Origin of the sequence: Pseudomonas moraviensis subsp. stanleyae, from assembly GCF_036283065.1 — a bacterium.
In the GTDB taxonomy this organism is placed as follows: Bacteria; Pseudomonadota; Gammaproteobacteria; order Pseudomonadales; family Pseudomonadaceae; genus Aquipseudomonas; species Aquipseudomonas stanleyae.
The window spans coordinates 427765-453711 of the sequence record NZ_JAADJI010000004.1; the positions used below are offsets into that span (position 1 = coordinate 427765).

The 25947-nt window shown below is 60.7% G+C and carries 26 protein-coding genes and 1 riboswitch; of the genes, 12 read left to right on the forward strand and 14 right to left on the reverse strand.

Features of this window, described 5'->3' with window-relative positions; genetic code table 11:
• Positions 1–19: 19 nt before the first annotated feature.
• The 3 genes from GXB78_RS09355 to GXB78_RS09365 all read right to left on the reverse strand — a co-directional run bounded on the left by GXB78_RS09355 (position 20) and on the right by GXB78_RS09365 (position 4822).
• Complete coding sequence (locus GXB78_RS09355) at positions 20–1909, reverse strand: DUF1302 domain-containing protein (RefSeq protein WP_329515179.1); 1890 nt, start codon at positions 1907–1909, stop codon at positions 20–22.
• 337 nt (positions 1910–2246) lie between these two features.
• A complete protein-coding gene (locus GXB78_RS09360) occupies positions 2247–3929 on the reverse strand; it encodes a fatty acid--CoA ligase (protein WP_329515180.1) in 1683 nt (560 codons plus the stop codon).
• A 263-nt stretch (positions 3930–4192) separates the two neighbouring features.
• Positions 4193–4822 carry a LysE family translocator gene (locus tag GXB78_RS09365; RefSeq protein ID WP_329515181.1) on the reverse strand — a complete coding sequence of 210 codons (630 nt, stop codon included), beginning with the start codon at positions 4820–4822 and terminating at the stop codon, positions 4193–4195.
• Positions 4823–5063: 241 nt separating this feature from the next.
• Between GXB78_RS09365 and GXB78_RS09370 the strand changes: the two genes are divergently transcribed.
• The 3 genes from GXB78_RS09370 (at position 5064) to GXB78_RS09380 (ending at position 7897) form a co-directional block, all read left to right on the forward strand.
• Entirely contained in the window at positions 5064–6029 is a 966-nt protein-coding gene (locus GXB78_RS09370; RefSeq protein WP_329515182.1) for a 2-hydroxyacid dehydrogenase, read from the forward strand.
• A 32-nt stretch (positions 6030–6061) separates the two neighbouring features.
• Entirely contained in the window at positions 6062–7060 is a 999-nt protein-coding gene (locus GXB78_RS09375; RefSeq protein ID WP_056790248.1) for a class I SAM-dependent methyltransferase, read from the forward strand.
• Positions 7061–7099: 39 nt separating this feature from the next.
• A riboswitch (yybP-ykoY riboswitch) is annotated at positions 7100–7224 on the forward strand.
• An 88-nt stretch (positions 7225–7312) separates the two neighbouring features.
• Entirely contained in the window at positions 7313–7897 is a 585-nt protein-coding gene (locus tag GXB78_RS09380) for a TMEM165/GDT1 family protein (protein WP_042609731.1), read from the forward strand.
• Between the two features lie 103 nt (positions 7898–8000).
• Here the strand turns inward: GXB78_RS09380 and GXB78_RS09385 are convergent, their stop codons facing one another.
• Entirely contained in the window at positions 8001–8819 is an 819-nt protein-coding gene (locus tag GXB78_RS09385) for a M48 family metallopeptidase (protein ID WP_329515183.1), read from the reverse strand.
• A 251-nt stretch (positions 8820–9070) separates the two neighbouring features.
• Between GXB78_RS09385 and GXB78_RS28295 the strand changes: the two genes are divergently transcribed.
• Complete coding sequence (locus GXB78_RS28295; protein WP_329515184.1) at positions 9071–11212, forward strand: methyl-accepting chemotaxis protein; 2142 nt, start codon at positions 9071–9073, stop codon at positions 11210–11212.
• 352 nt (positions 11213–11564) lie between these two features.
• Here the strand turns inward: GXB78_RS28295 and GXB78_RS09395 are convergent, their stop codons facing one another.
• The 3 genes from GXB78_RS09395 to GXB78_RS09405 are packed head-to-tail and all read right to left on the reverse strand — an operon-like array spanning position 11565 to position 12676.
• On the reverse strand, positions 11565–12188 hold the full coding sequence (locus tag GXB78_RS09395) for an SOS response-associated peptidase (RefSeq protein WP_039761324.1): 624 nt from the start codon (positions 12186–12188) through the stop codon (positions 11565–11567).
• A 35-nt stretch (positions 12189–12223) separates the two neighbouring features.
• Positions 12224–12484, reverse strand: coding sequence for a putative signal transducing protein (locus GXB78_RS09400; RefSeq protein WP_042609728.1), 261 nt, complete (start codon positions 12482–12484; stop codon positions 12224–12226).
• Positions 12485–12493: 9 nt separating this feature from the next.
• Positions 12494–12676, reverse strand: a complete 183-nt coding sequence (locus tag GXB78_RS09405; protein WP_329515185.1) for a CPXCG motif-containing cysteine-rich protein — start codon at positions 12674–12676, stop codon at positions 12494–12496.
• 141 nt (positions 12677–12817) lie between these two features.
• On the opposite strand from GXB78_RS09405, the gene GXB78_RS09410 reads away from it, so the two are divergent.
• On the forward strand, positions 12818–13981 hold the full coding sequence (locus GXB78_RS09410) for a 1-acyl-sn-glycerol-3-phosphate acyltransferase (RefSeq protein WP_329515186.1): 1164 nt from the start codon (positions 12818–12820) through the stop codon (positions 13979–13981).
• Between the two features lie 113 nt (positions 13982–14094).
• On the opposite strand, the gene GXB78_RS09415 is transcribed toward GXB78_RS09410, so the two are convergent.
• Positions 14095–14373, reverse strand: a complete 279-nt coding sequence (locus GXB78_RS09415; protein ID WP_016770663.1) for a hypothetical protein — start codon at positions 14371–14373, stop codon at positions 14095–14097.
• 193 nt (positions 14374–14566) lie between these two features.
• Between GXB78_RS09415 and GXB78_RS09420 the strand changes: the two genes are divergently transcribed.
• The gene (locus tag GXB78_RS09420; RefSeq protein ID WP_016770662.1) at positions 14567–14773 is read left to right on the forward strand and encodes a hypothetical protein; all 207 of its coding nucleotides are present in this window, start codon (positions 14567–14569) and stop codon (positions 14771–14773) included.
• 609 nt (positions 14774–15382) lie between these two features.
• Here the strand turns inward: GXB78_RS09420 and GXB78_RS09425 are convergent.
• Positions 15383–15967 (reverse strand): YajG family lipoprotein, encoded by a 585-nt coding sequence (locus GXB78_RS09425; RefSeq protein ID WP_024014276.1) that lies wholly within the window; start codon positions 15965–15967, stop codon positions 15383–15385.
• 205 nt (positions 15968–16172) lie between these two features.
• Between GXB78_RS09425 and GXB78_RS09430 the strand changes: the two genes are divergently transcribed.
• Both GXB78_RS09430 and mqo read left to right on the forward strand, forming a co-directional pair.
• Entirely contained in the window at positions 16173–16406 is a 234-nt protein-coding gene (locus tag GXB78_RS09430) for a hypothetical protein (RefSeq protein ID WP_039761314.1), read from the forward strand.
• Between the two features lie 703 nt (positions 16407–17109).
• On the forward strand, positions 17110–18618 hold the full coding sequence (gene mqo / locus GXB78_RS09435; protein ID WP_024014277.1) for a malate dehydrogenase (quinone): 1509 nt from the start codon (positions 17110–17112) through the stop codon (positions 18616–18618).
• Between the two features lie 180 nt (positions 18619–18798).
• Here mqo and GXB78_RS09440 read toward each other — a convergent pair whose 3' ends face one another.
• The 3 genes from GXB78_RS09440 to GXB78_RS09450 form a co-directional block, all read right to left on the reverse strand.
• On the reverse strand, positions 18799–19086 hold the full coding sequence (locus tag GXB78_RS09440) for a PA4642 family protein (RefSeq protein WP_329515187.1): 288 nt from the start codon (positions 19084–19086) through the stop codon (positions 18799–18801).
• A 63-nt stretch (positions 19087–19149) separates the two neighbouring features.
• Complete coding sequence (locus GXB78_RS09445; RefSeq protein ID WP_329515188.1) at positions 19150–19629, reverse strand: hypothetical protein; 480 nt, start codon at positions 19627–19629, stop codon at positions 19150–19152.
• 180 nt (positions 19630–19809) lie between these two features.
• Positions 19810–20367, reverse strand: a complete 558-nt coding sequence (locus GXB78_RS09450; protein ID WP_016773231.1) for a hypoxanthine-guanine phosphoribosyltransferase — start codon at positions 20365–20367, stop codon at positions 19810–19812.
• Positions 20368–20543: 176 nt separating this feature from the next.
• Here GXB78_RS09450 and upp point away from each other — a divergent pair, with 176 nt between their 5' ends.
• Complete coding sequence (upp, locus tag GXB78_RS09455; RefSeq protein WP_024014279.1) at positions 20544–21182, forward strand: uracil phosphoribosyltransferase; 639 nt, start codon at positions 20544–20546, stop codon at positions 21180–21182.
• A gap of 2 nt (positions 21183–21184) precedes the next feature.
• Positions 21185–22459, forward strand: a complete 1275-nt coding sequence (locus GXB78_RS09460) for a uracil-xanthine permease family protein (RefSeq protein ID WP_027612217.1) — start codon at positions 21185–21187, stop codon at positions 22457–22459.
• 110 nt (positions 22460–22569) lie between these two features.
• On the opposite strand, the gene hemH is transcribed toward GXB78_RS09460, so the two are convergent.
• Together hemH and GXB78_RS09470 are read right to left on the reverse strand one after the other, a co-directional pair.
• A complete protein-coding gene (gene hemH / locus GXB78_RS09465; protein WP_329515189.1) occupies positions 22570–23595 on the reverse strand; it encodes a ferrochelatase in 1026 nt (341 codons plus the stop codon).
• A 13-nt stretch (positions 23596–23608) separates the two neighbouring features.
• Positions 23609–24511 (reverse strand): TIGR01777 family oxidoreductase, encoded by a 903-nt coding sequence (locus tag GXB78_RS09470; protein WP_329515190.1) that lies wholly within the window; start codon positions 24509–24511, stop codon positions 23609–23611.
• 197 nt (positions 24512–24708) lie between these two features.
• Here GXB78_RS09470 and GXB78_RS09475 point away from each other — a divergent pair, with 197 nt between their 5' ends.
• Positions 24709–25695: an NAD(P)/FAD-dependent oxidoreductase gene (locus GXB78_RS09475; protein ID WP_329515191.1), complete on the forward strand. Its 987-nt coding sequence runs from the start codon at positions 24709–24711 to the stop codon at positions 25693–25695.
• Positions 25692–25907 carry a TIGR02450 family Trp-rich protein gene (locus GXB78_RS09480; RefSeq protein ID WP_076564097.1) on the forward strand — a complete coding sequence of 72 codons (216 nt, stop codon included), beginning with the start codon at positions 25692–25694 and terminating at the stop codon, positions 25905–25907. Before GXB78_RS09475 ends, GXB78_RS09480 begins: the two co-directional genes overlap by 4 nt.
• The last annotated feature ends 40 nt before the right edge of the window (positions 25908–25947 follow it).

Below are 25947 nucleotides of genomic sequence, written 5' to 3' on the forward strand. Positions count from 1 at the left end.
TCGTCCTGAAATACAGTGCTTAGAAGTTCACGCCGAAGCTGAGCGCCACGAAGTCGCGGTCATCCACGGTGGTGTACTTGCCGTCGAAGAAATTGGTGTAGGCCAGGCTCGCGGTGTAGGTGTTCTGGTACTCGGCATCGACGCCCAGGCTGACCGCTTTGCGACCTTCCTCGAAGTTGCCGCCAGGGCCTGGCGAGTAACCGCTGACGTCGTGGGACCAGGCCACGTTCGGCTTGAGGTTCACACCGGCAAACACGTCGTTGTATTCCCAGATTGCCCGGCCACGGTAGCCCCACGACATCGAAGTGGTGAAACCGTCGTTCTCGCAATTGCGGCTGCGGTTGTTCTGCGGCGAACCAGGACCGGCGCCGTTGATGGTGCTGTTGTTGAGGATGTTGGCACAGGTGTCGATACCGCCAGTGGCCGGCAACTCACCCGGACCGTAGACCGGATCGCGGCCATAACGCTTGTCGGAGCGGCTTTCCAGGCCACCGACATAGGTCGCGCCGACTTCACCGACGAGGGTCAGACGGCTGGCGCCCATGACCTGATCGAAGAAGTGCGTGAAGGTGGTTTGCAGTTGGGTGATTTCCTTGCGCTCATAGCCGTGCAGGTCCTGACCCGGTACGCCAGTGAGCAGCGAAGCGTTGGTCAGCGCGCCGCCCAATGGGCGTACGCCGGCAAACAGGATGTCGGTGGAATTCAGTTGCACCGGCGCGTTCGGACGGTAGCTGATCTCACCGCTCCACGCCGTACCGGTAGGCAGGGTGGTGGAGAAGCTCAGACCGTAGAGACGAATGTCTTCCGGGTATTCGATGAAGTAATTGGAGTTGCCCGCGACCAGCAGCGGTGCGAGCGCGGCGAACGGCCCCGGCAGCGCGGCGGCGGTGTTGTACACCGATTGCGGTGCACCGGTGGCGCTGAAGATCGGCGCACGGCTGTGGTAGTTCATGAAGTAGGCGCCGAACTCGGTATCGAGTGGCTCGAACATGTATTTGAGGGACGCGCCCCACTGCCCGCTGTCGCGCGCGTCACGGTCCGGACCACGGCGCACCAGCACGCCCTCTTCGTCAACGTTCACACCGTTGGCGGCCAACGGCCCCAAAGCAATGGCCGGAATCTGCGAACGCTTGTTCAGCACGCGCAGATTGTTGTCGCAACCATCGGCAACGATGTCCGGCTGAGAGAAGAAGGTGCCGCAGTTGTCGACAACGGTCTGGTCCCATTCCAGTTGATAGAACGCTTCTGCCGAAAGGTTATCGGTGAGGCTCTGGGACACGTAGAACATGTTGACCGGAATCAGGCCTTCCTTGATCTCGGCGCCCGGACGACGGAACGCGGAGACGTCGATCGGGTTGATCGAGTTGATGCCGCCGCCGATGAAGGTACTTTCACCCCAGCTCACTACCTGCTTGCCCAGACGCACGGAGCCCGGCTGATCGGCGATCGCGTAGTTGTGGTAGACGAAGGCGTCGAGGATCTGCCCGCCGGAGGACTTGGCGCCCTCTTTGCGGTTGCTGTCGCTGATGTCCTTGAACTGGCGGCTCTCGTCCTTCAGTTCGAAGTCGTACCAGTATTTGCCACGGACGAACACGCCGGTGTCGCCGTATTTCAGTTCAAGGTCATGGATACCCTTGAAGATCTTCGAGAAGGTTTCGCCGCTCTTGAAGTTGGCGTGACCGTCATCGGAGGTCTGGGACAGGCCATGGCCGCCGTTGTTGACGCCGATGAGGTTCTTGTTCGGGCTCTGCGTGGACCAACTGGCACCGATCGACAGGGACGAGTCGAACTGCCCTTCGATTTCACCGACGTTGAAACTGACGCCGAATGCAGGCCCGGCGAGCGAGGAGGCAAGACTGACTGCCAGAGGCAGTTTCGCCCGGCGCCAGAACTGGTTTGCTGAGGTCATCGACGCTACTCCATGTGCATTATTGTTATGGCAGTGAGTACTTTTAAAAACGCTGTGGAGGACCGGGCGCCAGGGCTGCCCGAAATCGTTCCAGAGTTGCTCGCCCCGATCAGTGCGTGTGCTCCGTTTTCAAAAAGTCCTTGAGCGGACTATAGCCAGCGGGTGGTAGTGCTTGATCCCTCTAAAGTGTGATTTGCAGCCGCCAACCACTCTGGAACAGTCCTTTCGCCAGTCCGACACAAGTCGGCACGGCAAGGATGGCTGATTTTTTAGATTTCACAAGCCAAGCGCTTGCTTGGTGTGTCTGGCGCGCCGGTTTCGGCGCGCCACCGGGTACTCAAAGAGTCGAAAGAAAGGTGCTGTTGTTGGCCTGCCATTCGGTGATGTCGAGGCGGATGCGCTTCTTGTCGAGCTTGCCGACACTGGTCTTGGGAATTTCGGTAACAAGGGCGATCTGACTGGGAATCGCCCACTTGCTCAGGTGCCCGAGCTCGACGAATGGCTTGAGGTGTTCCTTCAGTTCCCGTGCGCCGATCACCTGCCCTTCGCGCACCACCAGCAAGGCAAACGGACGCTCGCCCCACTGCGGGTCGGCAATGCCCACCACTGCTACTTCGCGTACCGCCGCATGGCGGCTGATCAGGTCTTCGAGGTCGAGAGAGGAGATCCACTCGCCGCCGGTCTTGATCACATCCTTGATGCGATCACGAATATCGATCACGCCCATGCTGTCGAGCGTGGCGACGTCCCCGGTGTGCAGCCAGCCGCCGGCCCAGAGCTCGGCGCCCTTCTGCGGCTCGTTGAAATAACCTTCGGTCAGCCACGGCGCGCGCAGCACCAGTTCGCCCTGGGTCTCGCCGTCGGCCGGGAGGAAGTTGCCCTCGCCGTCGACAATCGCCGCTTCGACCAATGGCCCCGGCACCCCGGCCTTGATCCGATACGTGGTGCGCTCGTCTTCAGTCCCGGCCATCAATTCATCGTTAAGGTGCGCGCAGGACACCAGCGGCCCGGTTTCCGACATGCCGTACGCTGCGGTCAGCTGAATGCCGCGCGCCTTGGCGTTTTCATACAGGCTGCGATTGAGCGCGCTGCCGCCGATGACGATTTTCCAGCCGCCGAAGTCGGCACCCTGCGCGGCTTTGGCGTTGAGCAGCATCTGCAAAATGGTCGGCACGCAGTGGGAAAAGGTGACCTTCTCCTTGCGCCACAACTCCACCAGATACTCCGGATCGTAACGCCCCGGATAGACCTGCTTGAGCCCGAGCATGGTCGCCACGTACGGCAAACCCCAGGCGTGAACGTGGAACATCGGCGTGATCGGCATGTACACATCGTTGGTGCCGAGCAGGCGCACGCTGTCGATCGAACCCATGATCGTCGCCACGCCGATGGTGTGCAGCACCAGTTGCCGATGGGTGAAATACACGCCTTTCGGGTTGCCGGTGGTGCCCGTAGTGTAGAACGTGGTGGCGACCGAATTTTCGTCGAAGTCCTGGAAGTCGTATTGCGCACTCGCAGCGGCCAGCAGTTGCTCGTATTCGCCGACGAGGTTGGGCAGCTCTGCGGTTTTCTCCGGGAGATCGGTCAGCAGCAGGGTTTTTTCGACCGTAGTCAGTTGCGGCGCGATGGCCTGGTAGAGCCCGACGAACTCGCTGTTGACCAGCACGAAGCGGTCCTCGGCGTGGTTCATGGTGTAAAGGATCTGCTCCGGCGACAGGCGCACGTTGATCGTATGAATCACCGCGCCAATCATTGGAATGGCAAACATGCATTCCAGGTAACGGTGGCTGTCCCAGTCCATCACCGCCACGGTGTCACCGGCCTTCACCCCGGCAGCCGTGAGCACGTTGGCCAGCCGCGCAACGCGTTCTATCAGGGTCGGATAGCTGTAGCGCAACTGGTCGCGGTAGATGATTTCGCGGGTTTTCTCGTAACGGGCGCCGGACATCAGCAGCCGTTTGATCAGCAATGGATACTGGTAGGCCCCATCGGCCGGCGGAATGACCCGAGTCTGCAACATAAGAATCCCTTTTCTGACTGCACGGTGTTGGCTGAGAGATTCGTACTCTAGTGCGCCTGCATGACAGTCAAATCAGCCAAAGGAATGATTTGCAGAGCCGTGCAAATGCTAGCTTTGCGCCAGCATCTCGGGCTGATGTGAAAGAAAACACGACCTGTGGGAGCGAGCCTGCTCGCGAAGGCGTCAGGTCAGTCGACATCTTTGGTGACTGGCCGAGAGCTTTCGCGAGCAGGCTCGCTCCCACAGTTGATCGCCGCCAGTTCTTAGTGCATCTCGGTGAATGCGATTTTCACGCCGAGAGCAATCAGCACCGCGCCCATGGTGCGGTCGAACCAGTGGCCCATGCGGGCGAAGCCGGCGCGCACGCGTTGTTGGCTGAACAGCATCGCCACCAGGCAGAACCAGATGGCCGTCGCCACCGCCAGGTAAACGCCGTAACCGGCCTGCACGGTCAGCGGTGTGTGCGGGTTGATCACCACGGTGAACAGCGAGAGGAAAAACAGCGTGGCTTTCGGGTTCAGGCCGTTGGTGACGAAGCCCGAGGTAAACGCGCCACGCGCAGTGCGCACGCCGGCTTCCTTGTGCAGATCATCGGTGACGGTTTTCGCCGGTTGCGCGCGCAAGGCCTTGAAGCCGATGTACAGCAAGTAAGCCGCTGCTGCCCACTTCAACGCGTTGAACAGCACGATCGATTGCGACACGATCAGACCGATACCGAGCAACGAATAGCCGACATGCAGGAAAATCGCCGAGCCCACGCCCAGCGCGGTCCAAGTGCCGGCGCGACGCCCATGGGTCACGCTCTCGCGCACCACCACGGCAAAGTCCGGCCCGGGGCTGGCGACGGCGAGCAGATGGATCAGCGCAACGGTCAAGAACTCGGTCCAGTACATGGGGGCTCCTCGGGATTTGAATGTCCAAATTGGGCTCACTTGCCGAATGCTTTCCCTGTGGGAGCGAGCCTGCTCGCGAAAGCGCTGAGTCAGCCAACAGAGATGTTGAATGGGCCAGAGCTTTCGCGAGCAGGCTCGCTCCCACAAATGTTCAAGGCATCTCGGCGTCGAGTAACCAATTGTTTCATCTGGTAGGCTCGGCAGAGTACGCCCTCCGCTCACAGCACAAAAGGTACAGTTGATGACGAACACGCGCCGCGCGGTATTCCTTGATCACCCTTCGCTGGATCTCGGCGATCTGGACCTCGGTCCGTTGCGTGAATGCTTCAGTGATCTGCAACTGTTCGCCCAGACTTCGCCGGAACAGGTCAGCGAACGCCTGCAAGGCGCCAGCGTAGCGATCACCAATAAAGTCGTGATCGATGCGGCCGCGATGGCTGCCAATCCGCAACTGAAACTGATCCTGATCAGCGCCACCGGCACCAACAATGTCGACCTCACTGCCGCGCGCGCCCACGGCATCACCGTGTGCAATTGCCAGGCATACGGCACCCCGTCGGTGGCGCAACACACGATCATGCTGTTGCTCAACCTCGCCACGCGCCTGGCCGACTATCAGAAAGCTGTGGGCGCAGGCCGCTGGCAACAGGCGAAACAGTTCTGCCTGCTCGACTACCCGATCGTCGAACTGCAAGGCAAAACCCTCGGCCTGCTTGGGCATGGCGAACTCGGTGGCGCCGTGGCGCGGTTGGCCGAAGCGTTCGGCATGCGCGTGTTGCTCGGGCAGATTCCCGGGCGCCCGGCGCGGCCGGATCGCTTGCCACTGGAGCAACTGCTGCCACAGATCGACGCACTCACCCTGCACTGCCCGCTCAACGAGCACACCCGGCATTTCATCGGTGCCCACGAACTGGCGTCGATGAAGCCCGGTGCGTTCGTGGTCAATACCGCTCGCGGCGGCCTGATCGATGAGCAGGCGCTGGCCGACGCCTTGCGCAGTGGTCACCTCGGTGGCGCGGCCACCGATGTGTTGAGTGTCGAGCCCCCAACCCAGGGCAATCCGCTGCTCGCCGCCGATATTCCGCGCCTGATCGTCACGCCGCACAACGCCTGGGGCAGTCGCGAGGCACGCCAGCGTATCGTCGGCCAACTGAGCGAAAACGCCCAGGCGTTCTTCAGCGGTGAGGCGCTGCGAGTCGTCAGTTGATAAACTGCGGCACTTTTTTCCAAGGAGCAGTTATGGATCCGCGCAGTGAAGTACTGCTTCGTCAGGCCGAGTTATTCCAGGGTTCGCTGCTGTTGGCCGGCCTGCCCGCCGACGATTTGCTCGGGCGTCTGCCCAACGCGTTCGGCTGGTGCTGGCACGCGGGCGATCAAGCCGCACTGGACGCACGTTTCGAAGGCCGCAGCCAGTTCGGCGTGAATGTCCCGGAGCGCGAATTCGACAGCGCTGTGGTGTTTCTGCCCAAGTCCAAGGACCTCACCGACTACATTCTCAACGCCGTGGCGTCGCGTCTGGCCGGGCGCGAGGTGTTTCTGGTCGGGGAAAAACGCAGCGGCATCGAAGGCGCCTCCAAACAGCTCAATCCGTTCGGCAAACCGCGCAAACTCGACAGCGCTCGTCACTGTCAGCTCTGGCAAGTCACCGTGGCCAATGCGCCGGAAGCGAAATCCCTGGAAAGCCTGGCGCAGACTTACGAACTGCCGCTGGCCGAAGGGCCGTTGAAAGTCATCAGCCTGCCGGGCGTGTTCAGCCACGGTCGGCTGGATCGCGGCAGCGCCCTGCTGCTGGAGCATCTGGACAAACTGCCGAGCGGTCATCTGCTCGATTTCGGTTGCGGCGCCGGCGTGCTCGGGGCTGCGGTGAAACGTCGCTATCCGCACAATCAGGTCACGTTGCTGGATGTCGACGCGTTCGCCGCCGCCAGCAGCCGTCTGACCCTGGCCGCCAACGGCCTGGAAGCGGAAGTGTTGACCGGTGACGGCATCGACGCCGCGCCGATGGGTTTGAGCGCGATCCTGAGCAATCCGCCGTTCCATGTCGGCGTGCACACCGATTATTTCGCCACCGAGAATCTGCTGCGAAAAGCGGCGAAACATCTGAAAAACGGTGGCGAACTTCGTCTCGTGGCGAATAGCTTCCTAAAGTATCAACCACTGATCGAGGAGCACCTGGGTGTGTGTGCGATCAAGGCTGAAGGCAATGGTTTCCGGATTTATCGGGCCAAGCGCGGTTGAAAATTTGTTCTTGCCCAATCGGATTTGCCTAGGCAGAATCCGCTCCGTCCTAGGGGAGTAGTCTCCCACGAGCGCCAAGCTCGTCCGGCATACGTCAACATACTTGATCCTCAGATCATGGCGTATGCGACCCAAGCGTCCGCACCAGACGGATCGCAGGGTTTGACAAGACCTATGACACGCACACCTTACCCGGGGCGGGAAGGCTGTACGTGTCATAGCCGTGTCGACCCGCCCCTTAGGAAATCCCTGATGCTGGACTCGTTACTCGTTCCCACCGCAATCGTTGCCTTGGCCGAAATCGGCGACAAGACGCAACTGCTCGCGCTGATTCTCGCCGCTCGCTTCCGCAAACCCTGGCCGATCATTGCCGGGATTGTCGCCGCGACCCTGGCCAACCACGCAGCAGCCGGTGCGGTAGGTGCCTGGTTCGGCAGTTTCTTCTCCGACGCCGTCCTGCACTGGATCCTTGCCGCCAGCTTCGCTGCTACGGCACTGTGGACCCTGGTCCCAGACAAAATGGATGACGACGAAGCCAGCACGGCGCGCAAGTTCGGGCCGTTCCTGACCACGCTGATCGCGTTCTTCCTCGCGGAAATCGGCGACAAAACGCAGATCGCCACGGTGATGCTCGCCGCGCAATACCCGGAACTGTGGCTGGTGATTATCGGCACCACCGTGGGCATGCTGATTGCCAACGTGCCGGTGGTACTGGCGGGCAACTTTGCCGCAGACAAACTGCCGCTGACCCTGATCCGCCGCCTCGCGGCTTCGGCGTTCATGATTCTGGCTATTGTTGCGGTTTATAAAGCGATGCAGAGCAGTGGATGGGTTTGAAGCAGCTTCAAGCTTCAAGCTTCAAGCTGCAAGCTGCAAGCTGCAAGCCCAGCGAGTCTGCTTTGACTTGTAGCTTGCCGCTTGAAGCTTGTAACTGCTCTATTCAGGACTTCGGCGCTTTTTCGTACAGTGGCATCACCTTCGGAATCGCTGCCTGCAACGCGGCGATCCGGCTGCTCGAGGCCGGGTGAGTGCTCATGAATTCAGGTGGCGCGCCCTCGGACGCCTTGCTCATCTTGTCCCACAGGGTGATCGCCGCGTTCGGGTTGTAACCGGCGCGGGCGGCCAGTTCCAGGCCGATCAGGTCAGCTTCGTTTTCGTTGGCGCGGCTGTTGGGCAAGGTCATGCCGTAGTTGGCCACGGTGTCGGCCAGCGCCAGGCTGTCCTGACCCAGACCGAACAAGGCACCGGCGCCCTGCTTGGCCATTTCCATGCCATAGGCCTTGGACATCGCCTCACGACCGTGCTCGCGCAGGGCGTGGGCGATTTCATGGCCCATGACCGCGGCAATTTCATCGTCGGTGAGTTTCAGGCTGTCGATCAGCCCGGTGTAGAAAATGATCTTGCCGCCAGGACCGCAATTGGCGTTGAGCTCATCGCTCTTGATCAGATTGACTTCCCATTGCCACTGCGCTGCGTCCGGGCGGAAGGTCGGCGCCTGGGCGATCAAACGGTTGGCGATAGTCTGCACGCGCTTGGCTTCCGGGCTGGTCTTGTCCAGCACACCTTTGCTCGACGCCTCGCCGACGGTCTTCTGATACGACTGCGCGTACATCTGGTCGACCTCTTGCGAGGACAGCATGCTGAACATGTACTGCTTGCGCTCCACGCCGACGGCACCGCCGCTGGTGGTGTTGACCGACTGACAACCGGCCAGCAGCAGCGCTGCGCTCAAAGCACTTACCTTTAATGTCTTGTTCATTCAAAAGCTCCCTGAAAACCTGAGGCGTATCCTAGGCGGCTAAACGTATTGGCGCCAGATACAACGGACGCATTGCGTGTAAATTCAGCTATGGCCGCAAGACGCGGTGGAAATTCCTCAACGCGCATTGAATCCGCCGTGTACCGATCCAGCAGCGACATCGCGCGGCGATTCCGACCAACGTCTCTCATGGCCCCGCACACTCCGCCGATAAATCCCTCGCAGATTGTCCTCTTGCGTGCGGAGCTCCCATGAAGTTCAAGTCGATCCAGTTTTCCGTCGCCGCCCTGGCCGGCGCCATCGTTCTCAGCGTGGTCGCGGCGCTGGTGCTGTACGCGCTGTTCTCCGGGGCTCGCACTCAAGAAATGGTGCAACAGCGTACCCAGGCGCAGTTCGAGCAAGTGATCGAGCAGCGCCTGACCTCGCTGGCGCAGACCCAGGTCAGCCAGATCCAGCGCGAACTCGAAGCGCCGCTGCTGATCGCCGGCGGCCTGGTTCGCGTCAATGCTCTGCTCGGCACGCCAGGCACCGATGGCCAGCCGCGCCTGAGCGTCAGCCGCGAACAGTTGATCAGCCTGATCAAGGAAAACGTCGAAAAGAATCCGAAGATTCTCGGCACCTACATCGGCTGGGAGAAAAATGCGCTGGACCACAATGACGCGGCCTACATCGGCAGCGCCGTGGTCGGCATCGATCCGGCCAACGGGCGCTTCCTGCCGTGGTGGTTCCGCAATACCGACGGCAGCCTGGGCGTGGACAAACTGGCCGATGTCGACGATCAGAAAACCCTGTCCACGGGCGTGCGCGCCAGCGAGTACTACCTCTGCTCGAAAGAGACGAAGAAACCCTGCGTGATCGACCCGGCACCCTACAAGGTCGGCGACAAGATCGTCATGCTCGCCTCGTTCATCGAACCAATCATGGTCAACGGCGCGTTCCAGGGCATCGTCGGCGCCGACCTCTCGGTGAACTTCATTCAGGACATGCTCCTCGCCGCCAACCAGAAGCTTTACAGCGGGGCCGGTGAAATGGCGCTGGTCGGCGGCAACGGGCGGATCGTTGCCTATACCAAGGATTCCAGCAAATTCGGCGAAAAGGTCAGCGACATCCTCGACGCCGAACAAACCAGCAACCTCGCCAATCTGAAGCGCGACGAGGTGACCTACTCGGTGAATCAGGCCAAGGGTCGCATTGAGTTGTACCTGCCGTTCGGCATCGGCCAGACCGACGCGCGCTGGACGCTGATGCTGCAATTGCCGCTGAATGCGGTGATGGCTGATCTGCAAAACCTCCAGGCCGACCTCGATGCCCAGCGCAAATCCGACACTTTCGGCATGGCCATGGTCGGTCTGGTCATCGCCGGCATCGGCCTGCTGGTGATCTGGCTGGTGGGTCACGGCATTGCCCGGCCACTCAAGCAAATGGTCGCCATGCTCGATGACATCGCTCAGGGCGAAGGCGATCTGACCCGGCGTTTGAGCAGTGACCGCAGCGATGAACTGGGTTCGATTGCCAAAGGCTTCAACACCTTCCTCGCCAAGTTGCAGGCGATGATTACGCAAGTGGTGACCTCGGTGCAGAGCGTCAGCGATTCCTCGGAACACACCGCCGACATCGCCATCCGCACCAACATCGGCGTGCAGAAACAAATGGCCGAGATCGATCAGGTGGCGACAGCGGTGCAGGAAATGACCGCCACCGCCCAGGACGTCGCACGCAACGCCACCCAAGCGGCACAAGCGGCAAGCCACGCCGATCAGGCCGCCAGCCAGGGCATGCAGATCGTCCGCGACACATCGAATTCGATCGGCGTACTGGCGGTGGAAATCGGCAAGGCTGTCGAGGTTGTGCAGACGCTGGCCAAGGACAGCGAAAACATCAACGCCATCCTCACCGCCATTCGCGGGATCGCCGAACAGACCAACCTGCTGGCACTGAACGCGGCGATCGAAGCTGCACGGGCCGGCGAGCAGGGTCGCGGTTTTGCTGTGGTCGCCGATGAAGTGCGCAATCTGGCGCAGAAAACCCAGAAAGCCACTGAAGAAATCCAGGCGATGATCCAGCAGTTGCAACAGGGTACCCGCGATGTGGTGCGGGTGATGGAAGACAGCCAGAACCGCACCGACGAAAGTGTTCAGCACGCGGCGAAAGCGGCCGAGGCGCTGGAGACGATTACCCAGGCGGTGTCGGTGATCAACGACATGAACACGCAGATTGCCAGTGCGGCGGAAGAGCAAAGTGCAGTGGCCGATGACATCAACCGCAACGTGATCAATATCGGTCAGGTGGCGAATGAAGTGGCGGGCGGTGCGGATGAGTCGAGTTCGGCGAGCGCCGGGTTGACCAAACTGGCGGAACAGCAGCGGCGGTTGATCAACCAGTTCAAGGTCTGAAAGATCAAGAGCCCCTCACCCTAGCCCTCTCCCGGAGGGAGAGGGGACCGATTGGGGGATGCTTCAAAAGTCCGTTGACCCGCAGGTCCTCGCTGAATCCATAATCGGCTGGTTCTTTCAGGTCGATGTCTGACGCGAGACACCTCGGTCGGCCCCTCTCCCTCCGGTACATACACTCCCGGAGGGAGAGGGGACCGATTGGGGGATGCTTCAAAAGTCCGTCGACCCGCAGGTCCTCGCTGAATCCATAATCGACTGGTTCTTTCAGGTCGATGTCTGACGCGAGACACCTCGGTCGGCCCCCTCTCCCTCCGGGAGAGGGCTGGGGTGAGGGGCTTTTGATCTAAATGCCTTAAGCCGGGGTCAGGCACTCCGGCCCATTGAGCTTCGGATCATTCACCAGATTCGCCAGCACCCGCTCGCGCAATGCCGCCGGCTCACTGGCGAGCAGCCCCTGCAACACATGCAGCGGCGTTTCGGGATCGAGCCAGGCAGCCTGCCCGGCCTCATCAAGAATCAACGGCCGCCGCTGGCTCGCCGCCGACTGAGTGATCACCGCCGTGCTCAGCCAGACCTGCTCCTGCACCGGATACGCTTCCCAGATCGCCGCGAAAAACAGCGATGAGCCCTCCCCCGGCGTCAGCCAATACGGGCGCTTGCGCTGGGTGCCGCGCCATTCGTAAAAGCCGTTGGCCGGCAACAGGCACCGCCGCAGACGCAAAGCCTCGCGAAACATCGGTTGTTCAGCCACGGTTTCGGCGCGGGCATGGGCCGGGGTCTTCGACAGATCGGTCAGCCACGGCGGCGTCAGGCCCCAGCGTGCACGGGCCAAGGTGCGCTGGCCGTCTTCGTCGGCACGCAGCATCAACACCGAATCATTGGGGGAAATGTTCCACTGCGCCTGCTGATCGGCGGGAAAACCTGGCAGGGCCGCGAAGTCGCGGTTCCAGCGAAACAGGGCATAGCGTCCACACATGGGGCAACACGACTCTTGATCAAACGAACGTCAGCCTAACAGACCAGCGTCCCGGGGAAGCTCTCCGGTTCGTCGCCGGGCAGCGGCAGCGCGGCATTGTACGCGGTGATCAGTTCACGGGCGTATTCGGCCTGATCGTTGTCCACCGACAACCCGAGCAGGCCGAAGATCGGCAGTTCCCCCGTACCGCCCACCAGATCACGGCCGATCAGGTGCGCCTCGATTCCTTCATTGGCGAGCATGCCCTTGAGCATCTCGCCTTCCATCAGGTTCGCCGGTTCGTAGATGCGCTGCATACGCGGCCCTCACTCGTTTTCGCTGAAGACTTCGAGAAACCAGTCCTCACCGTGCACCTGCAGGACGAATTTGATCGGTCGGCAGCACACTTGGCAATCCTCGATATAAGTCTGATCGCCGCCGGACAGATCAACGGAAGTCTCAATCGTTTCCCCGCAATATGGACAATCATACTCAGCGGTTTCCAGCATCGCGGTCTCCCCAGTGACTTGTGCGTATAATCGCCGGTCTATTTGCAGGGCTATTTTTGTCTGACTACTTTTCAGACCGTGCCCCGCGGGTTTTCGATCAAAACCTTTACTTACCCTAGCCGTTTCCAACAAGAGAGCATGATGGGCGAATTCGATGCCATCCGACCTTACGACGACAGCGAAGTACCTGCGGTACTGGCAAGGCTGCTCGGCGACAAGGCGTTTCTAGATATCCTCACCCACTTCCGCTTCCCGCGTTTTGCCGGTGCCTTCGGCTGGATGCTCAAACCTCTTATAGCCCATCGGCTGCGTCGTGAGTTTGCCGACGTGAATTCCGTGGCTACCTTACAGGACAAAGTCGAGTTCTACGTCGACCACACCATCGAGCGCGCCACCGACGGCGTGACGTATACCGGTGTCGAGCAATTCAAGTCCGGCAGCGCCTACCTGTTCATCGCCAACCACCGTGACATCGTCATGGACCCGGCCTTCGTCAACTACGCCGTGTACCACGCCGGTCTGCCGACGCCGCGCATCGCGATCGGCGACAACCTGCTGCAAAAGCCGTTTGTCAGCGACCTGATGCGTTTGAACAAGAGCTTCATCGTCCACCGTTCGATCACCGGCCGGCGCGAAAAAATGGCTGCATATCAACTGCTGTCGGCCTACATCAACCATTCGATCCGCAACGATTGCGCGTCGATCTGGATTGCTCAGGCTGAAGGTCGGGCGAAGGATGGCGACGACCGTACCGAGTCGGCGATCCTCAAGATGTTCCACATGAGCCGCAAGGACGAGCCGTTCGGCGAAGTGATCCGTTCGTTGAACGTGACGCCAGTGTCGATCAGCTATGAGTACGACCCGTGCGATCAGGCCAAGGCCCGCGAGCTGTATATCCGCGCCACCACCGGCACCTACGCCAAGGCGCCGGGCGAAGATGACGTGAGCATTGCCAAGGGCATCACCGGCTACAAGGGCCGGGTCCACGTGAACTTTGCCGCGCCGATCACCGAGGTGTTCGAGGACACCAAGCAATTGGCGTTCGAGATGGACAAGCAGATTCTCGGCGGCTACCGGTTGTTCCCGGTGCATTACCTGGCGTACGCGCAGTGGGCGGATGCCGATCCGCAACTGAACGTGCCGAAGGCGGCGGAGGTGTTCCCGGCCGACGAACTGGCCAAGGCGCAGGATGAATGGCAAAGCCGACTGGACGCCTGCCCCGCCGAGCATCGTCCGTATCTGGTGCTGCAATATGCGACGCCGGTGCGCAATCAGTATCGGGTCAAGGCTGGGTTGCCGCTGTAGTTTTTCAGAGCAAGATCAAAAGATCGCAGCCTGCGGCAGCTCCTACACGGGAATGATGTACATCCTGCAGGAGCTGCCGAAGGCTCGGGCCGCGATCGGACGATCATTTGCTTTTAAAAGCGGGTGCTGATCCAGGAAACGATCAGGGCCAGGCCCAGGCAGGCAAAACCGAAGCGATAGAAAAATCGGTTCATGCGCAACGTCGCCCAATCCAGCATCGGCTCGGCATTTGGCTGCGCCTGGCGCTGGGCGGCAAGGCTGGCCTGCGCGCGTTGCTCACGGCGGCGGGTCGCGTGCAGCAGCCAACTGCCCGGAAAGGCCAGGAGCAAGGCCAGCAGGTTGATCAATTTGGCGGGATGGGCGGTAAACAGCGTCATCAAGTGCAGCGACATCACAGACCTCGAACTTAACCGGTGTGGCAGACGCCAGACCGACGACCGCGGCGCGGATTCTACCCAAACCCTGGCGACCTGCCCCAGCCTTTGCGACAAATAACCTGACAATCGACCGATGGCTGCCCTGTGTCATGCCATCGTCACGTGGATGCTTCACCCTGCGCGCCTCGAAACCCGAATGGAATGCGACATGCTGCACGCGGAAAACCAGGATCGCCTGTACCTCATCACCCCATACGACGACCAGCAAAGTCTGGTTGGCAGCCTTGCCTTCAATGTTCAGGATCGCCATTGGCTGGTGTATTGCGCGCTGGGCGGGCATCAGCATGCGGATTTGCCCGAGACCGATTTGCTGACCGGAGTGAGCGTGCTCGATTTCTATTCCCAGGCTGCCTGAAAAAGCAAAAGCACCCTCACCCTAGCCCTCTCCCAGAGGGAGAGGGAACTGACCGAGTTGTTTGGTCGAGGTCCATCGACCTGAAAGCCCGAGGTGAAGGTAGATCTCAAGAACAACGCAAATCGGCTTCCTTTCCCCCTCGCCCCCTTGGGGGAGAGGGAACTGACAGAGTTGTTTGGTCGAGGTGCATCGCCCTGAAAGCCCGAGGTGAATGTAGATCTCAAGAACAACGCAAATCGGCTCCCTTTCCCCCTCGCCCCCTTGGGGGAGAGGGAACTGACAGAGTTGTTTGGTCGAGGTACATCGCCCTGAAAGCCCGAGGTGAATGTAGATCTCAAGAACAACGCAAATCGGCTCCCTTTCCCCCTCGCCCCCTTGGGGGAGAGGGAACTGACAGAGTTGTTTGGTCGAGGTGCATCGCCCTGAAATATCAAGCCGAACTCAAATTCTGAAAAGCCCCCGATCGGCTCCCTTCCCCCTCGCCCCCTTGGGGGAGAGGGCTGGGGTGAGGGGGATCGATGTCTCATACGACAAAAATTCCAGACCTGACACCCACAAAAAAGCCCGCAACCATCACTGGCCCCGGGCTTTTTCACATTCGCTGCAAACTTACTCAGCGAGCACCTGACCCACAGTCGGGTCCTTGAACAGACGCGTCAACGCATCGCTCAATACATCGCTGACCAGCTTGGTATTGGTTTCCTGATTCGGCGCCATGCCGAAGCGCTGGTCCAGCGAAGCGCCATAACGGCCGCTGTAGCGACGGTTGGCATTCTGCACGTCGGAGCGGAACGTCGCGCCGATGGTCGCTTCAGTCACGTACATGCCTTCTTTCGGCGACTGGTATTTCAGCTCGGCCAGGGTCACGGTCAGTTGCGGCGCGTTGGGAGCGTTGGTGGTCGGGGTGAAGCCGAGCAGACGCACGGCGGCTTCGGCCTGGGCTTGCAGCTTGGGCAGGATCTGCTCGCGCTGCACGGTGATGGCGCTGGTTTCCGGGTAAAGACCGCCACGGGTACCGAGGGTTGGCGACGGACGACCGTCGACCACACGCACTATCACTGGCTGGCCGCGACCGACCGCTGGCAGTTGCGTGGTCAGCTTCGGCTCCGGATTCAGTTGTTGCGGGCTGTGGGCGCAGCCGGCCAGGGTCAAACCGGCGACAGTGATCAAACCGAACAACAGGCGTTGCAACATGCTCTTCTCTCCAGAATCAGGCACAAACAGGCCGGCAGTATAGCGGTGGGCCACTGTGCGTAACCAGCGCCGCACAATGAATACTGAAACGTCTGACAAACCGCGCCGAAAGCGGTTCCTGTCACACACTCTTCATCGTCCATACACCGCGGCGTCACGCCCCGCCCGCAAGCTTCAAGGCAGTCCTCCTTCAAGGAATTCTGCCATGCGTTATCTGATCTCGCTGTTCGCACCACGCCCGCTGCATCGCAGCTTCGCCCTGCTCGACCGCAACGGCCATTGCCAGGCTTTCAAGCAGTGCAGTCTGCAACCGATGGGCGACGGCTGGGTGGAAATCGAAGAAATCCGCCTGACCTGGTTGAACCAGCCGCTGCCCGCCAGCGCCCGGGTCGTACCGCGACAAATGCGCGCACGGGGTCAGGTGCAGTTGAGCATCTGACCGGATGCCTAATAAAAGTCATTAAACACGAGCAACTGCGCGCATTTCTTCGCTACAATCTCCCCCCGATTATAAGGACGTCTCCTGATCGGGCCCCGCAGCAGCGTCATTGCGCACGCATTGACATCAAAATCGCCCACAGAGAGCCGCCCACACAGATCGAGTGAAGTTGGCGCGCTTGCCTGTTCTTCCGGCAAAACCCCGCTTTTCGCGAATCTGCAGAGCTGTCATTCGCTCGGCCACCGCGTTGTTTTGCCCTAGCGGGCAGGTGCCAGGCCAAGGCAGCCCTTTTTGAGGTTCACGTCTTCAAAAGAGCGTGAAAAAAACGGGTTTTCACAACTTCACAAGAGTGTGGCGAGCAAATGAATAGTTTTGCGTCTGAACATGCACCATTAGCGTCTGAAACAGCCCAACGACACAGGACCGGGTATACCTCGAACATCGGAGCCTGAAGCCTGTCCGCTACGGATTTGGTTGCACGAAAACGGATGTCTCGACCATAAGTCGAATTGCCAGCCCTGGGCGAAAATGCGTTCATTGAATGCTTGAAACCAGGCCGCACGCATCCGTCGAAGTTGCGAAAAATTGCGAAGATTCGGACATGGCCAACCTGACCACGGATCGCCCGGGCCCACTGACCTGCCCTGGAACGCCTGGCAGCCATGCCGACAATTTGGTGCTGCAGATTTGGGAGACGCGTTAAATGGCGCATAACGAAGCAGTCGACGTAGTTCTGGTAGGGGCCGGCATCATGAGTGCCACCCTGGCCGTACTGCTCAAAGAGCTCGACCCCGCGATCAAGCTGGAAGTCGTCGAGCTGATGGATTCCGGTGCTGCCGAGAGTTCCAATCCATGGAACAACGCCGGTACCGGCCACGCCGGCCTGTGCGAGCTGAACTACACGCCGCAGGCCGCCGACGGCAGCGTCGACATCAAGAAAGCCGTGCACATCAACACCCAGTTCGAGGTGTCGAAGCAGTTCTGGTCGTACCTGACCAAAAAAGGCACGTTCGGCTCGTGCAAATCCTTCATCAGCCCGGTGCCGCACCTGAGTTTCGTTCAGGGCGAAAGCGGTGTGTCGTTCCTCAAGGAACGCTTCAATGTCCTGAGCAAGCACCACGCGTTTGCCGACATGGAATACACCGAAGACAAGGGCAAGATGGCCGAGTGGATGCCGCTGATGATGCCGGGCCGCTCGCCAGACGAAGTCCTCGCCGCGACCCGCGTGATGAACGGCACCGACGTCAACTTTGGCGCCCTGACCAACCAGTTGCTCAAGCACTTGAGCAGCGCCCCGGACACCCAGGTCAAATACTGCAAGCGCGTGACTGGCCTCAAGCGTAACGGCGCCGGCTGGACCGTCAGCATCAAGGACGTCAACAACGGCAACACTCGCGAAGTCGACGCCAAATTCGTCTTCCTTGGCGCCGGTGGCGCGGCACTGCCGTTGCTGCAGGCTTCGGGCATCGAAGAAAGCAAAGGCTTCGGCGGCTTTCCGATCAGCGGCCAGTGGCTGCGTTGCGATAACCCGGAAGTGGTCAAGCACCACCAGGCCAAGGTCTACAGCCAGGCGGCCGTGGGTTCGCCACCGATGTCGGTGCCGCACCTCGACACCCGCGTAGTCGACGGCAAGAAATCCCTGTTGTTCGGGCCATACGCCGGTTTCACCACCAAGTTCCTCAAGCACGGCTCCTTCATGGACCTGCCGATGTCGGTGCGCGCCGGCAACATCGGGCCGATGCTGGCGGTGGCGAAAAACAACATGGACCTGACCAAGTACCTGGTCAGCGAAGTGATGCAATCGATGGAACAGCGTCTGGAATCCCTGCGCCGTTTCTACCCGCAGGCGAAAGCCGAAGACTGGCGCCTGGAAGTGGCCGGCCAACGGGTGCAGATCATCAAGAAGGACCCGAAAAAGGGCGGCATTCTGCAATTCGGTACCGAACTGGTCGCGGCGAAAGACGGCTCCCTCGCTGCTCTGCTCGGCGCATCGCCAGGCGCGTCGGTGACCGTTTCGATCATGCTCGAGCTGATCGAGAAGTGCTTCCCGGCCAAGGCTTCCGGCGAGTGGGCAAGCAAACTGGCGGAAATCTTCCCGGCCCGTGAAAAGGTTCTGGAAACCGATGCTGCGCTGTATCGCAAGATCAACACGCAGAACAACATCGCCCTGGAACTGGTTGAAGAAAGCAGCGAGACGCCAAGCTTTGCTTGATCTGGCGGCATAAAAAACGCCCCGTACTCAGTGAGTGCGGGGCGTTTTTTTATACCCGAAATTTGAAACCTGACCTCTGTGGCGAGGGAGCTTGCTCCCGCTGGGGTGCGCAGCGGCCCCGACATCTTGTGAGCGCTGCGCACTCAAGCGGGAGCAAGCTCCCTCGCCACTGGGATGGCGCTAGGCGCGGTATTTCTCAACAAGCTCAATGTATTCCGGGGCATTACGCTGATCCTTGATGTGATCAACAAAAGTCTGGCCCTGCTCATCCTTGCCATCAACGTCATAACCAGCCTCGACGAAGAACCCCAGAAAACGCTCGAAATCATCGATGCGCAAACCACGATAAGCCTTGATCAGTTTGTGCATCGACGGCGAAGTGGCGTCGACCGGCTCAAAATCGAGGAACAGCTTGATCTGCTCATCGCCGATCTCGTCACCAATCACTTGTTTCTTATCTTTACGCATTGCCGACTCCAGCTCGCAGACATGACACGGGGCGGGCAGTTTACCCCTGCCCGACCGCCCGGCTCAACGCGGACGAATCGCCCCGGTGTGCAAATCGGCCCAGATATGGCCGTTGGCGTAACTGAGGAACTGCACATATACCGTGTCGTTGCGCAGCAGATCCATCACCACGCGGTATTGCGCCAATGGATAGAACAGCGTCAGGGTTCTGCTTTTTTCGTCGTAGGCCGGCTTTTTCAGGCTTTTGCTTTCGCCGTCGAAACTCACCAGCACCTGGCTGATGGTCGCGCCCTTGTTCAACGACTTGCCCTTGAGACGGATCAACAAGGATGAAGTGACCGGAATCGGCTGCTGATTGGACTGACGCTGCGCACCGAGCACCACCGAATACTCGCTGACCTGCATGAGTTGCTGCTGCTCGGGCTCGGCATCGCGCACGGTCAGATCGTCCGGCGGCAGGAATTGGCTGTGCATCGGCGCGGCGGACAGTGGCAGGCTGAGGGACAGCAACAGGGCGGCGAGACTGCAAATCAAGAAGCGCATGACAGACTCCGGAGGGCGGGGCCGGGCACTCTAGCATGGGTGTCGCGGAAGCGATCAGCACACACAAAACGACTGTGGGAGCGAGCCTGCTCGCGAAAGCGTCGTGTCAGTCAACATTAATGAAACTGACACATCGCATTCGCGAGCAGGCTCGCTCCCACAGGAGGCAGTGCAGGGCCCTTACATGCCTTTAACGGCGTAGATCCCGTTGGCATTGCGCCAGTAGCCCTTGTAGTCCATGCCATAACCGAAGATGTAACGGTCGATGCACGGCAGGCCGACGAAATCGGCTTTCAGGTCAGGACGCGCCTTGCGGTCGTGATCCTTGTCGATCAGCACGGCGGTGTGCACTTTGCGCGCGCCGGCGTGTTTGCAGAAGTCGATGATCGCGCCCAGGGTGTGACCTTCGTCGAGGATGTCGTCGATGATCAGCACGTCACGGTCGATGAACGAGACTTCCGGCTTGGCTTTCCAGAACAGGTCGCCGCCGCTGGTTTCGTTGCGATAACGGGTCGCGTGCAGGTAGGACGCTTCCAGCGGGAATTGCAGATGGGTCAGCAGTTTGCCGGAGAAGATCAGGCCGCCGTTCATCACGCAGAACACCACCGGATTGCTGTCAGCCAGTTGTTCGTTGATTTGTGCACCGACGCGGGCGATGGCCGCCTCGACTTCAGACTCGGTGTACAGGCAGTCAGCCTCTCGCATGATTTGACGGATATGCTCGAGATCAGCGGACATGGCGCTCTCCAGGGGTTGGCGGGTGGGGGGCATGGTTGCGAAAAGCGGGCAAAGGTACGCATCTCGCAGGACCGAATCAAGCTCTTATGGACTAACGTACAGAATGTCCTATAGGACATCACCCTCGGATAGATTAATCTAGGCCGGTTTTTTTGCCCGCCGCCGGAGCCTTTCCCATGCCCATCCTCGAGATCCGCCATCCGCTGATCCGTCACAAACTCGGCCTGATGCGCCGCGCTGACATCAGCACCAAGAATTTCCGCGAGCTCGCTCAGGAAGTCGGCGCCCTGTTGACCTATGAAGCCACCAAAGATCTGCCGCTCGAATCCTACGACATTGCCGGCTGGTGCGGCACCGTGTCGGTGGAGAAGATCGCCGGCAAGAAGATCACCGTCGTGCCGATCCTGCGTGCCGGTATCGGCATGCTCGAAGGCGTGCTCAGCCTGATTCCGGGCGCCAAGGTCTCCGCTGTGGGTGTGGCCCGCAATGAAGAAACCCTGCAAGCGCACACCTATCTGGAAAAACTGGTACCGGAAATCGACGAACGCCTGGCGATGATCATCGACCCGATGCTCGCCACCGGCAGCTCCATGGTTGCCACCATCGACCTGCTGAAGAAGGCCGGTTGCCGCGACATCCGCGCCATGGTGCTGGTCGCCGCGCCGGAAGGCATCGCCGCCGTAGAACAGGCGCACCCGGACGTGACCATCTACACCGCGTCCATCGATGAGCGCTTGAACGAGCACGGCTACATCATTCCTGGGCTTGGCGACGCCGGTGACAAGATCTTCGGCACCAAGCAGAAGGACGCGTGACCATGCAGCAAGAGTTCAACGATCCGCTCTGGCGCACGGTGCTGTCCGGCGCGCAGATGCTGTTCGTGGCTTTCGGCGCTCTGGTGCTGATGCCACTGATCACGGGCCTGGACCCGAACGTGGCACTGTTTACCGCAGGTCTGGGGACGATCCTGTTCCAGATCGTCACCGGGCGTCAGGTGCCGGTGTTCCTGGCGTCGAGCTTCGCTTTCATCACGCCGATCATCCTCGCCAAGGGCCAGTTCGGCCTCGCCGCGACCATGGGCGGAGTGATGGCGGCCGGTTTCGTCTACACCTTCCTCGGCCTGGCCGTAAAGATCAAAGGCACAGGATTCATTGACCGTCTGCTGCCACCGGTGGTGATCGGTCCGGTGATCATTTCCATCGGCCTGGCCATGGCGCCGATTGCCGCGAACATGGCGATGGGCAAGGCCGGCGACGGCACCGAGCTGATCCACTATCAGACGGCGATGATGATTTCCATGCCGGCGCTGCTGACCACGTTAATCGTGGCAGTGTTCGGTAAGGGCATCTTTCGTCTGGTGCCGATCATTTCCGGGGTGCTGGTGGGATTTGCCATGTCGTTCTATTTCGGCGTGGTCGACACCGCGAAAATTGCTGCAGCGCCCTGGTTCGCCCTGCCGCACTTCACCGCGCCGGAGTTCAACTGGCAGGCAATCCTGTTCATCGTCCCGGTGGCGCTGGCACCGGCGATCGAGCACATCGGCGGCGTGATTGCCGTGGGTAGCGTGACCGGTCGCGACTACCTGAAGAAGCCGGGCCTGCATCGCACCCTGCTCGGTGACGGCATCGCCACCACTGCCGCCGGCCTGTTCGGTGGCCCGCCCAACACCACTTACGCCGAAGTCACCGGCGCGGTGATGCTGACCAAGAACTACAACCCGAAAATCATGACCTGGGCGGCGATCTTCGCCATCACCCTGGCGTTTATCGGCAAGTTCGGCGCGCTGCTGCAAAGCATTCCGGTGCCAGTGATGGGCGGGATTCTGTGCCTGTTGTTCGGTTCGATCGCAGCGGTGGGGATGAACACCCTGATCCGCCACAAGATCGACCTGGGCGAAGCGCGCAATCTGGTGATCGTCTCGGTGACGCTGGTGTTCGGCATCGGCGGTGTGCTGGTCGGTACCGGCACTGGCCCTGATGACTTCGGCCTCAAAGGCATCGCGCTGTGCGCGGTGGTGGCGATTGCGCTGAACCTGATCCTGCCGGGTAATGACGGCTGGAAGAACAAGAAGGCGGATGAGCCGCTGATTTAAGGCTTTTAGATCTCATCGCCTGACATATAGCATTCGCGAGCAGGCTCGCTCCCACAGGTTGGAATGCATTTACCCTGTGGGGGCGAGCCTGCTCGCGAAGCTCTTGGCTTTTAGAGGGCCAGCGGCGCTCTTTCGCAGAGCGTGGCCAAGGCCTTGGCCCATTGCGGGTCGTCATTGAGGCACGGCACCAGCACCAACTCCTCGCCCCCCGCTTCGCGGAACTGTTCCTTGCCGCGATCGCCGATCTCTTCCAGTGTCTCGATGCAGTCGGCGACGAACGCCGGGCACATCACCAGAATCTTTTTCACCCCGCTTTTGGCCAGTTCATCCAGCCGCGCTTCGGTGTACGGCTCGATCCATTTCGCCCGGCCCAGGCGCGACTGGAACGACACCGACCATTTGCCGTCGGCCAGGCCCATGCTTTTGGCGAAGGCAGCGGCGGTGCGGAAACACTGCGCGCGATAACAGGTTGCCAATACCGCTGGCGAGGCAGTCTGGCAGCAATCGGCGCCCTTGAGGCAGTGCTTGCCCGTCGGGTCGAGTTTGCTCAGATGCCGCTCCGGCAAGCCGTGAAAGCTCATCAGCAGGTGATCGTAGTCCTGCTGCAGATGCGGCCGTGCACTGGCAGCGAGTGCTTCGATGTATTCCGGCTGATCGTAGAACGGTTGCAGGATCGACAACTGCACGTCGAGTTTCTTCTCGCGCAGCACGCGTCGGGCTTCTTCGATCACCGTGGTCGTGGTGCTGTCGGCGAACTGCGGATACAGCGGCGCCAGCGTGATTTTCCTGTGCCCGGCCTGCACCAGCCGCAGCAGGCAGGTCTCGATCGACGGCTCGCCATAACGCATCGCCAGATCCACCGGACCGTGTTTCCACGTTCGGGTCATCTGCTCCTGCAAGCGGCGGCTGAGCACCACCAGCGGCGAGCCCTCCTCCCACCAGATCGACGCATAGGCATGGGCTGATTGCTCGGGACGCTTGATCAGGATCAGCGACACCAGCAGCCGCCGCAGCGGCCACGGCAGATCGATCACGTACGGGTCCATCAGAAATTGATTGAGGTAGCTGCGCACATCGGCCACCGAGGTGGAGGCCGGAGAGCCCAGGTTGACCAGAAGCAAAGCGTGATCGGTCATGCAACGTCCTATTTCAGAGGCGGCTGGAGAGATCATCCAGGGCCGCGCGTAAATCCGTAAAGCGGAAAACGAACCCCGCTTCCAGCAAGCGTGCCGGCGTCGCGCGCTGGCCGCCGAGCAATAACAGTGACAACTCGCCGAGCATGACTTTCAGGGCCAGGGTCGGCATCGGCATGAACACCGGGCGGTGCAATACGCTGCCCAGGGTCTTGGCAAATTCGCGGTTGCGCACAGGTTTCGGCGCGCAGGCATTATAAGGACCGCTCGCCTGATTCCGGTGCAGAAGAAAATCAATCAGGGCGATTTGATCGTCGATGTGAATCCACGGCATCCACTGCCGACCATTGCCCAACGGCCCGCCCAGTCCAAGCTTGTACGGCAGCAACAGCCGCGACAAAAAGCCGCCCTCGCCCGACAGCACCAGACCGGTTCGCACCAGCACCACGCGGATGCCAAGGTTCTCGGCGCGCAGCGCGGTTTCTTCCCAGGCAATGCACAACTGACTGGCGAAGTCGTCGATGCCGGGCGGCGAATCCTCCGTCAACTCGCGCTCGCCACCGTCGCCATACCAGCCGATCGCCGAGCCGGAAATCAGCAGCGGCGGTTTCTGCGCGCGAGTTTCCAGCCACGCCAGCAAAGTCTCTGTCAGCGTGATGCGGCTGCTCCACAGCAACGCCTTGCGTCGATGGGTCCAGGGGCGATCGGCAATCGGTGCGCCGGCAAGATTGACGATCGCATCCAGCGGCTCTTCGCCGAGGTCTTCCAGACGCGCAATCCCGCGCACTTGCGGGCCGCAGATCTGCGTGACCTTTTCCGCGCGGCGACTCCACACCGTCAGGCGATGGCCCTGCTCCAGCCAGTGTCGGCAGAGCTGACGTCCGATCAAACCAGTACCGCCGGTCAGCAATATGTGCATGACATCTTCCTCGCGTGGCGTTTAACCCGGATCACTAGTCTATTTTTATAGGCAGGGATCTTTTCTATCGGGCAGGCTCTATGGTTTAACAATAGGCCAAGCTGTCAGAACGAGAACGCTAGAAGTTATACCAAAAAACAGAATTGTACAGGTTTCATCGACCGCGTAGTCTGTACAGAAAGGTAAACGAGGCCCCTATGACTGTACCTATCGCAATCATTGGCACCGGCATCGCCGGGCTCTCCGCCGCCCAGGCTCTGACAGAGACCGGGCATACCGTCCAACTGTTCGATAAAAGCCGCGGCAGCGGCGGGCGCATGTCAAGCAAGCGCAGCGACGCTGGCTCGCTGGACATGGGCGCGCAATACTTCACCGCGCGCGACCGGCGCTTCGTAACCGAGGTGCAGCGCTGGCAGAGCCGGGGCTGGGCCGCCGAGTGGACGCCGCAGCTGTACACCTTCCAGGGAGGGCAACTGAACCTGTCGCCGGACGAACAGACCCGCTGGGTCGGCACGCCGAGGATGAGCGCCATCACACGTGGCCTGCTCGATGGTCTGGATGTGCAGTTCGCCTGCCGCATCACCGAAGTCTATCGCGGTGAAGAACACTGGCATCTGCAGGACGCCGACGGCTGCACCCACGGCCCCTTCAGCCATGTGGTGATCGCCACGCCGGCCCCGCAAGCCACCGCGCTGCTCGCCGCCGCGCCGAAACTCGCCGGCGTCGCTGCCGGAGTAAAAATGGAGCCGACCTGGGCCGTCGCCCTCGCCTTCGAAACCCCGCTGGATACGCCGATCGAAGGTTGTTTCGTGCAGGACAGCCCGCTCGACTGGCTGGCGCGCAACCGCAGCAAACCCGGGCGCGACACCACCCTCGACACCTGGGTGCTGCATGCCACCAGCGCCTGGAGCCGACAGCACATTGATCTGTCCAAGGAAGCGGTGATCGAGCATCTGCACGGCGCTTTCGCCGAACTGCTGCACAGTGCCATGCCTGCGCCGACCTTCAGCCTCGCCCACCGCTGGCTCTACGCGCGCCCCGCGACCGGCCACGAATGGACCACGCTGGCCGACGCCGATCTGGGTTTGTATGCCTGTGGCGACTGGTGTCTGTCGGGTCGCGTCGAAGGCGCCTGGCTGAGCGGTCAGGAGGCTGCACGTCGCTTGCACGAACACCTGCAATGAACCGCATCAATCCGCGCAAATTGCTGCTGTCGAAATGGACAGCAGCCCACCCGCAAAACCGCGAGAAACATTTTCTGGTCACCGAACTGATCCGCGACGAGGAAGGTACGGTGCTGGAGGTTGAATTGCAGGCGGTGCTGACCCAGCGCAGCGAGCGACTGGATTGGCAGGTACTGAAAGACAGCGAGCACTGGTTACTCGGCTGGAAATAGATTTCCCTTGTGGGAGCGAGCCTGCTCGCGAAAGCGCTGT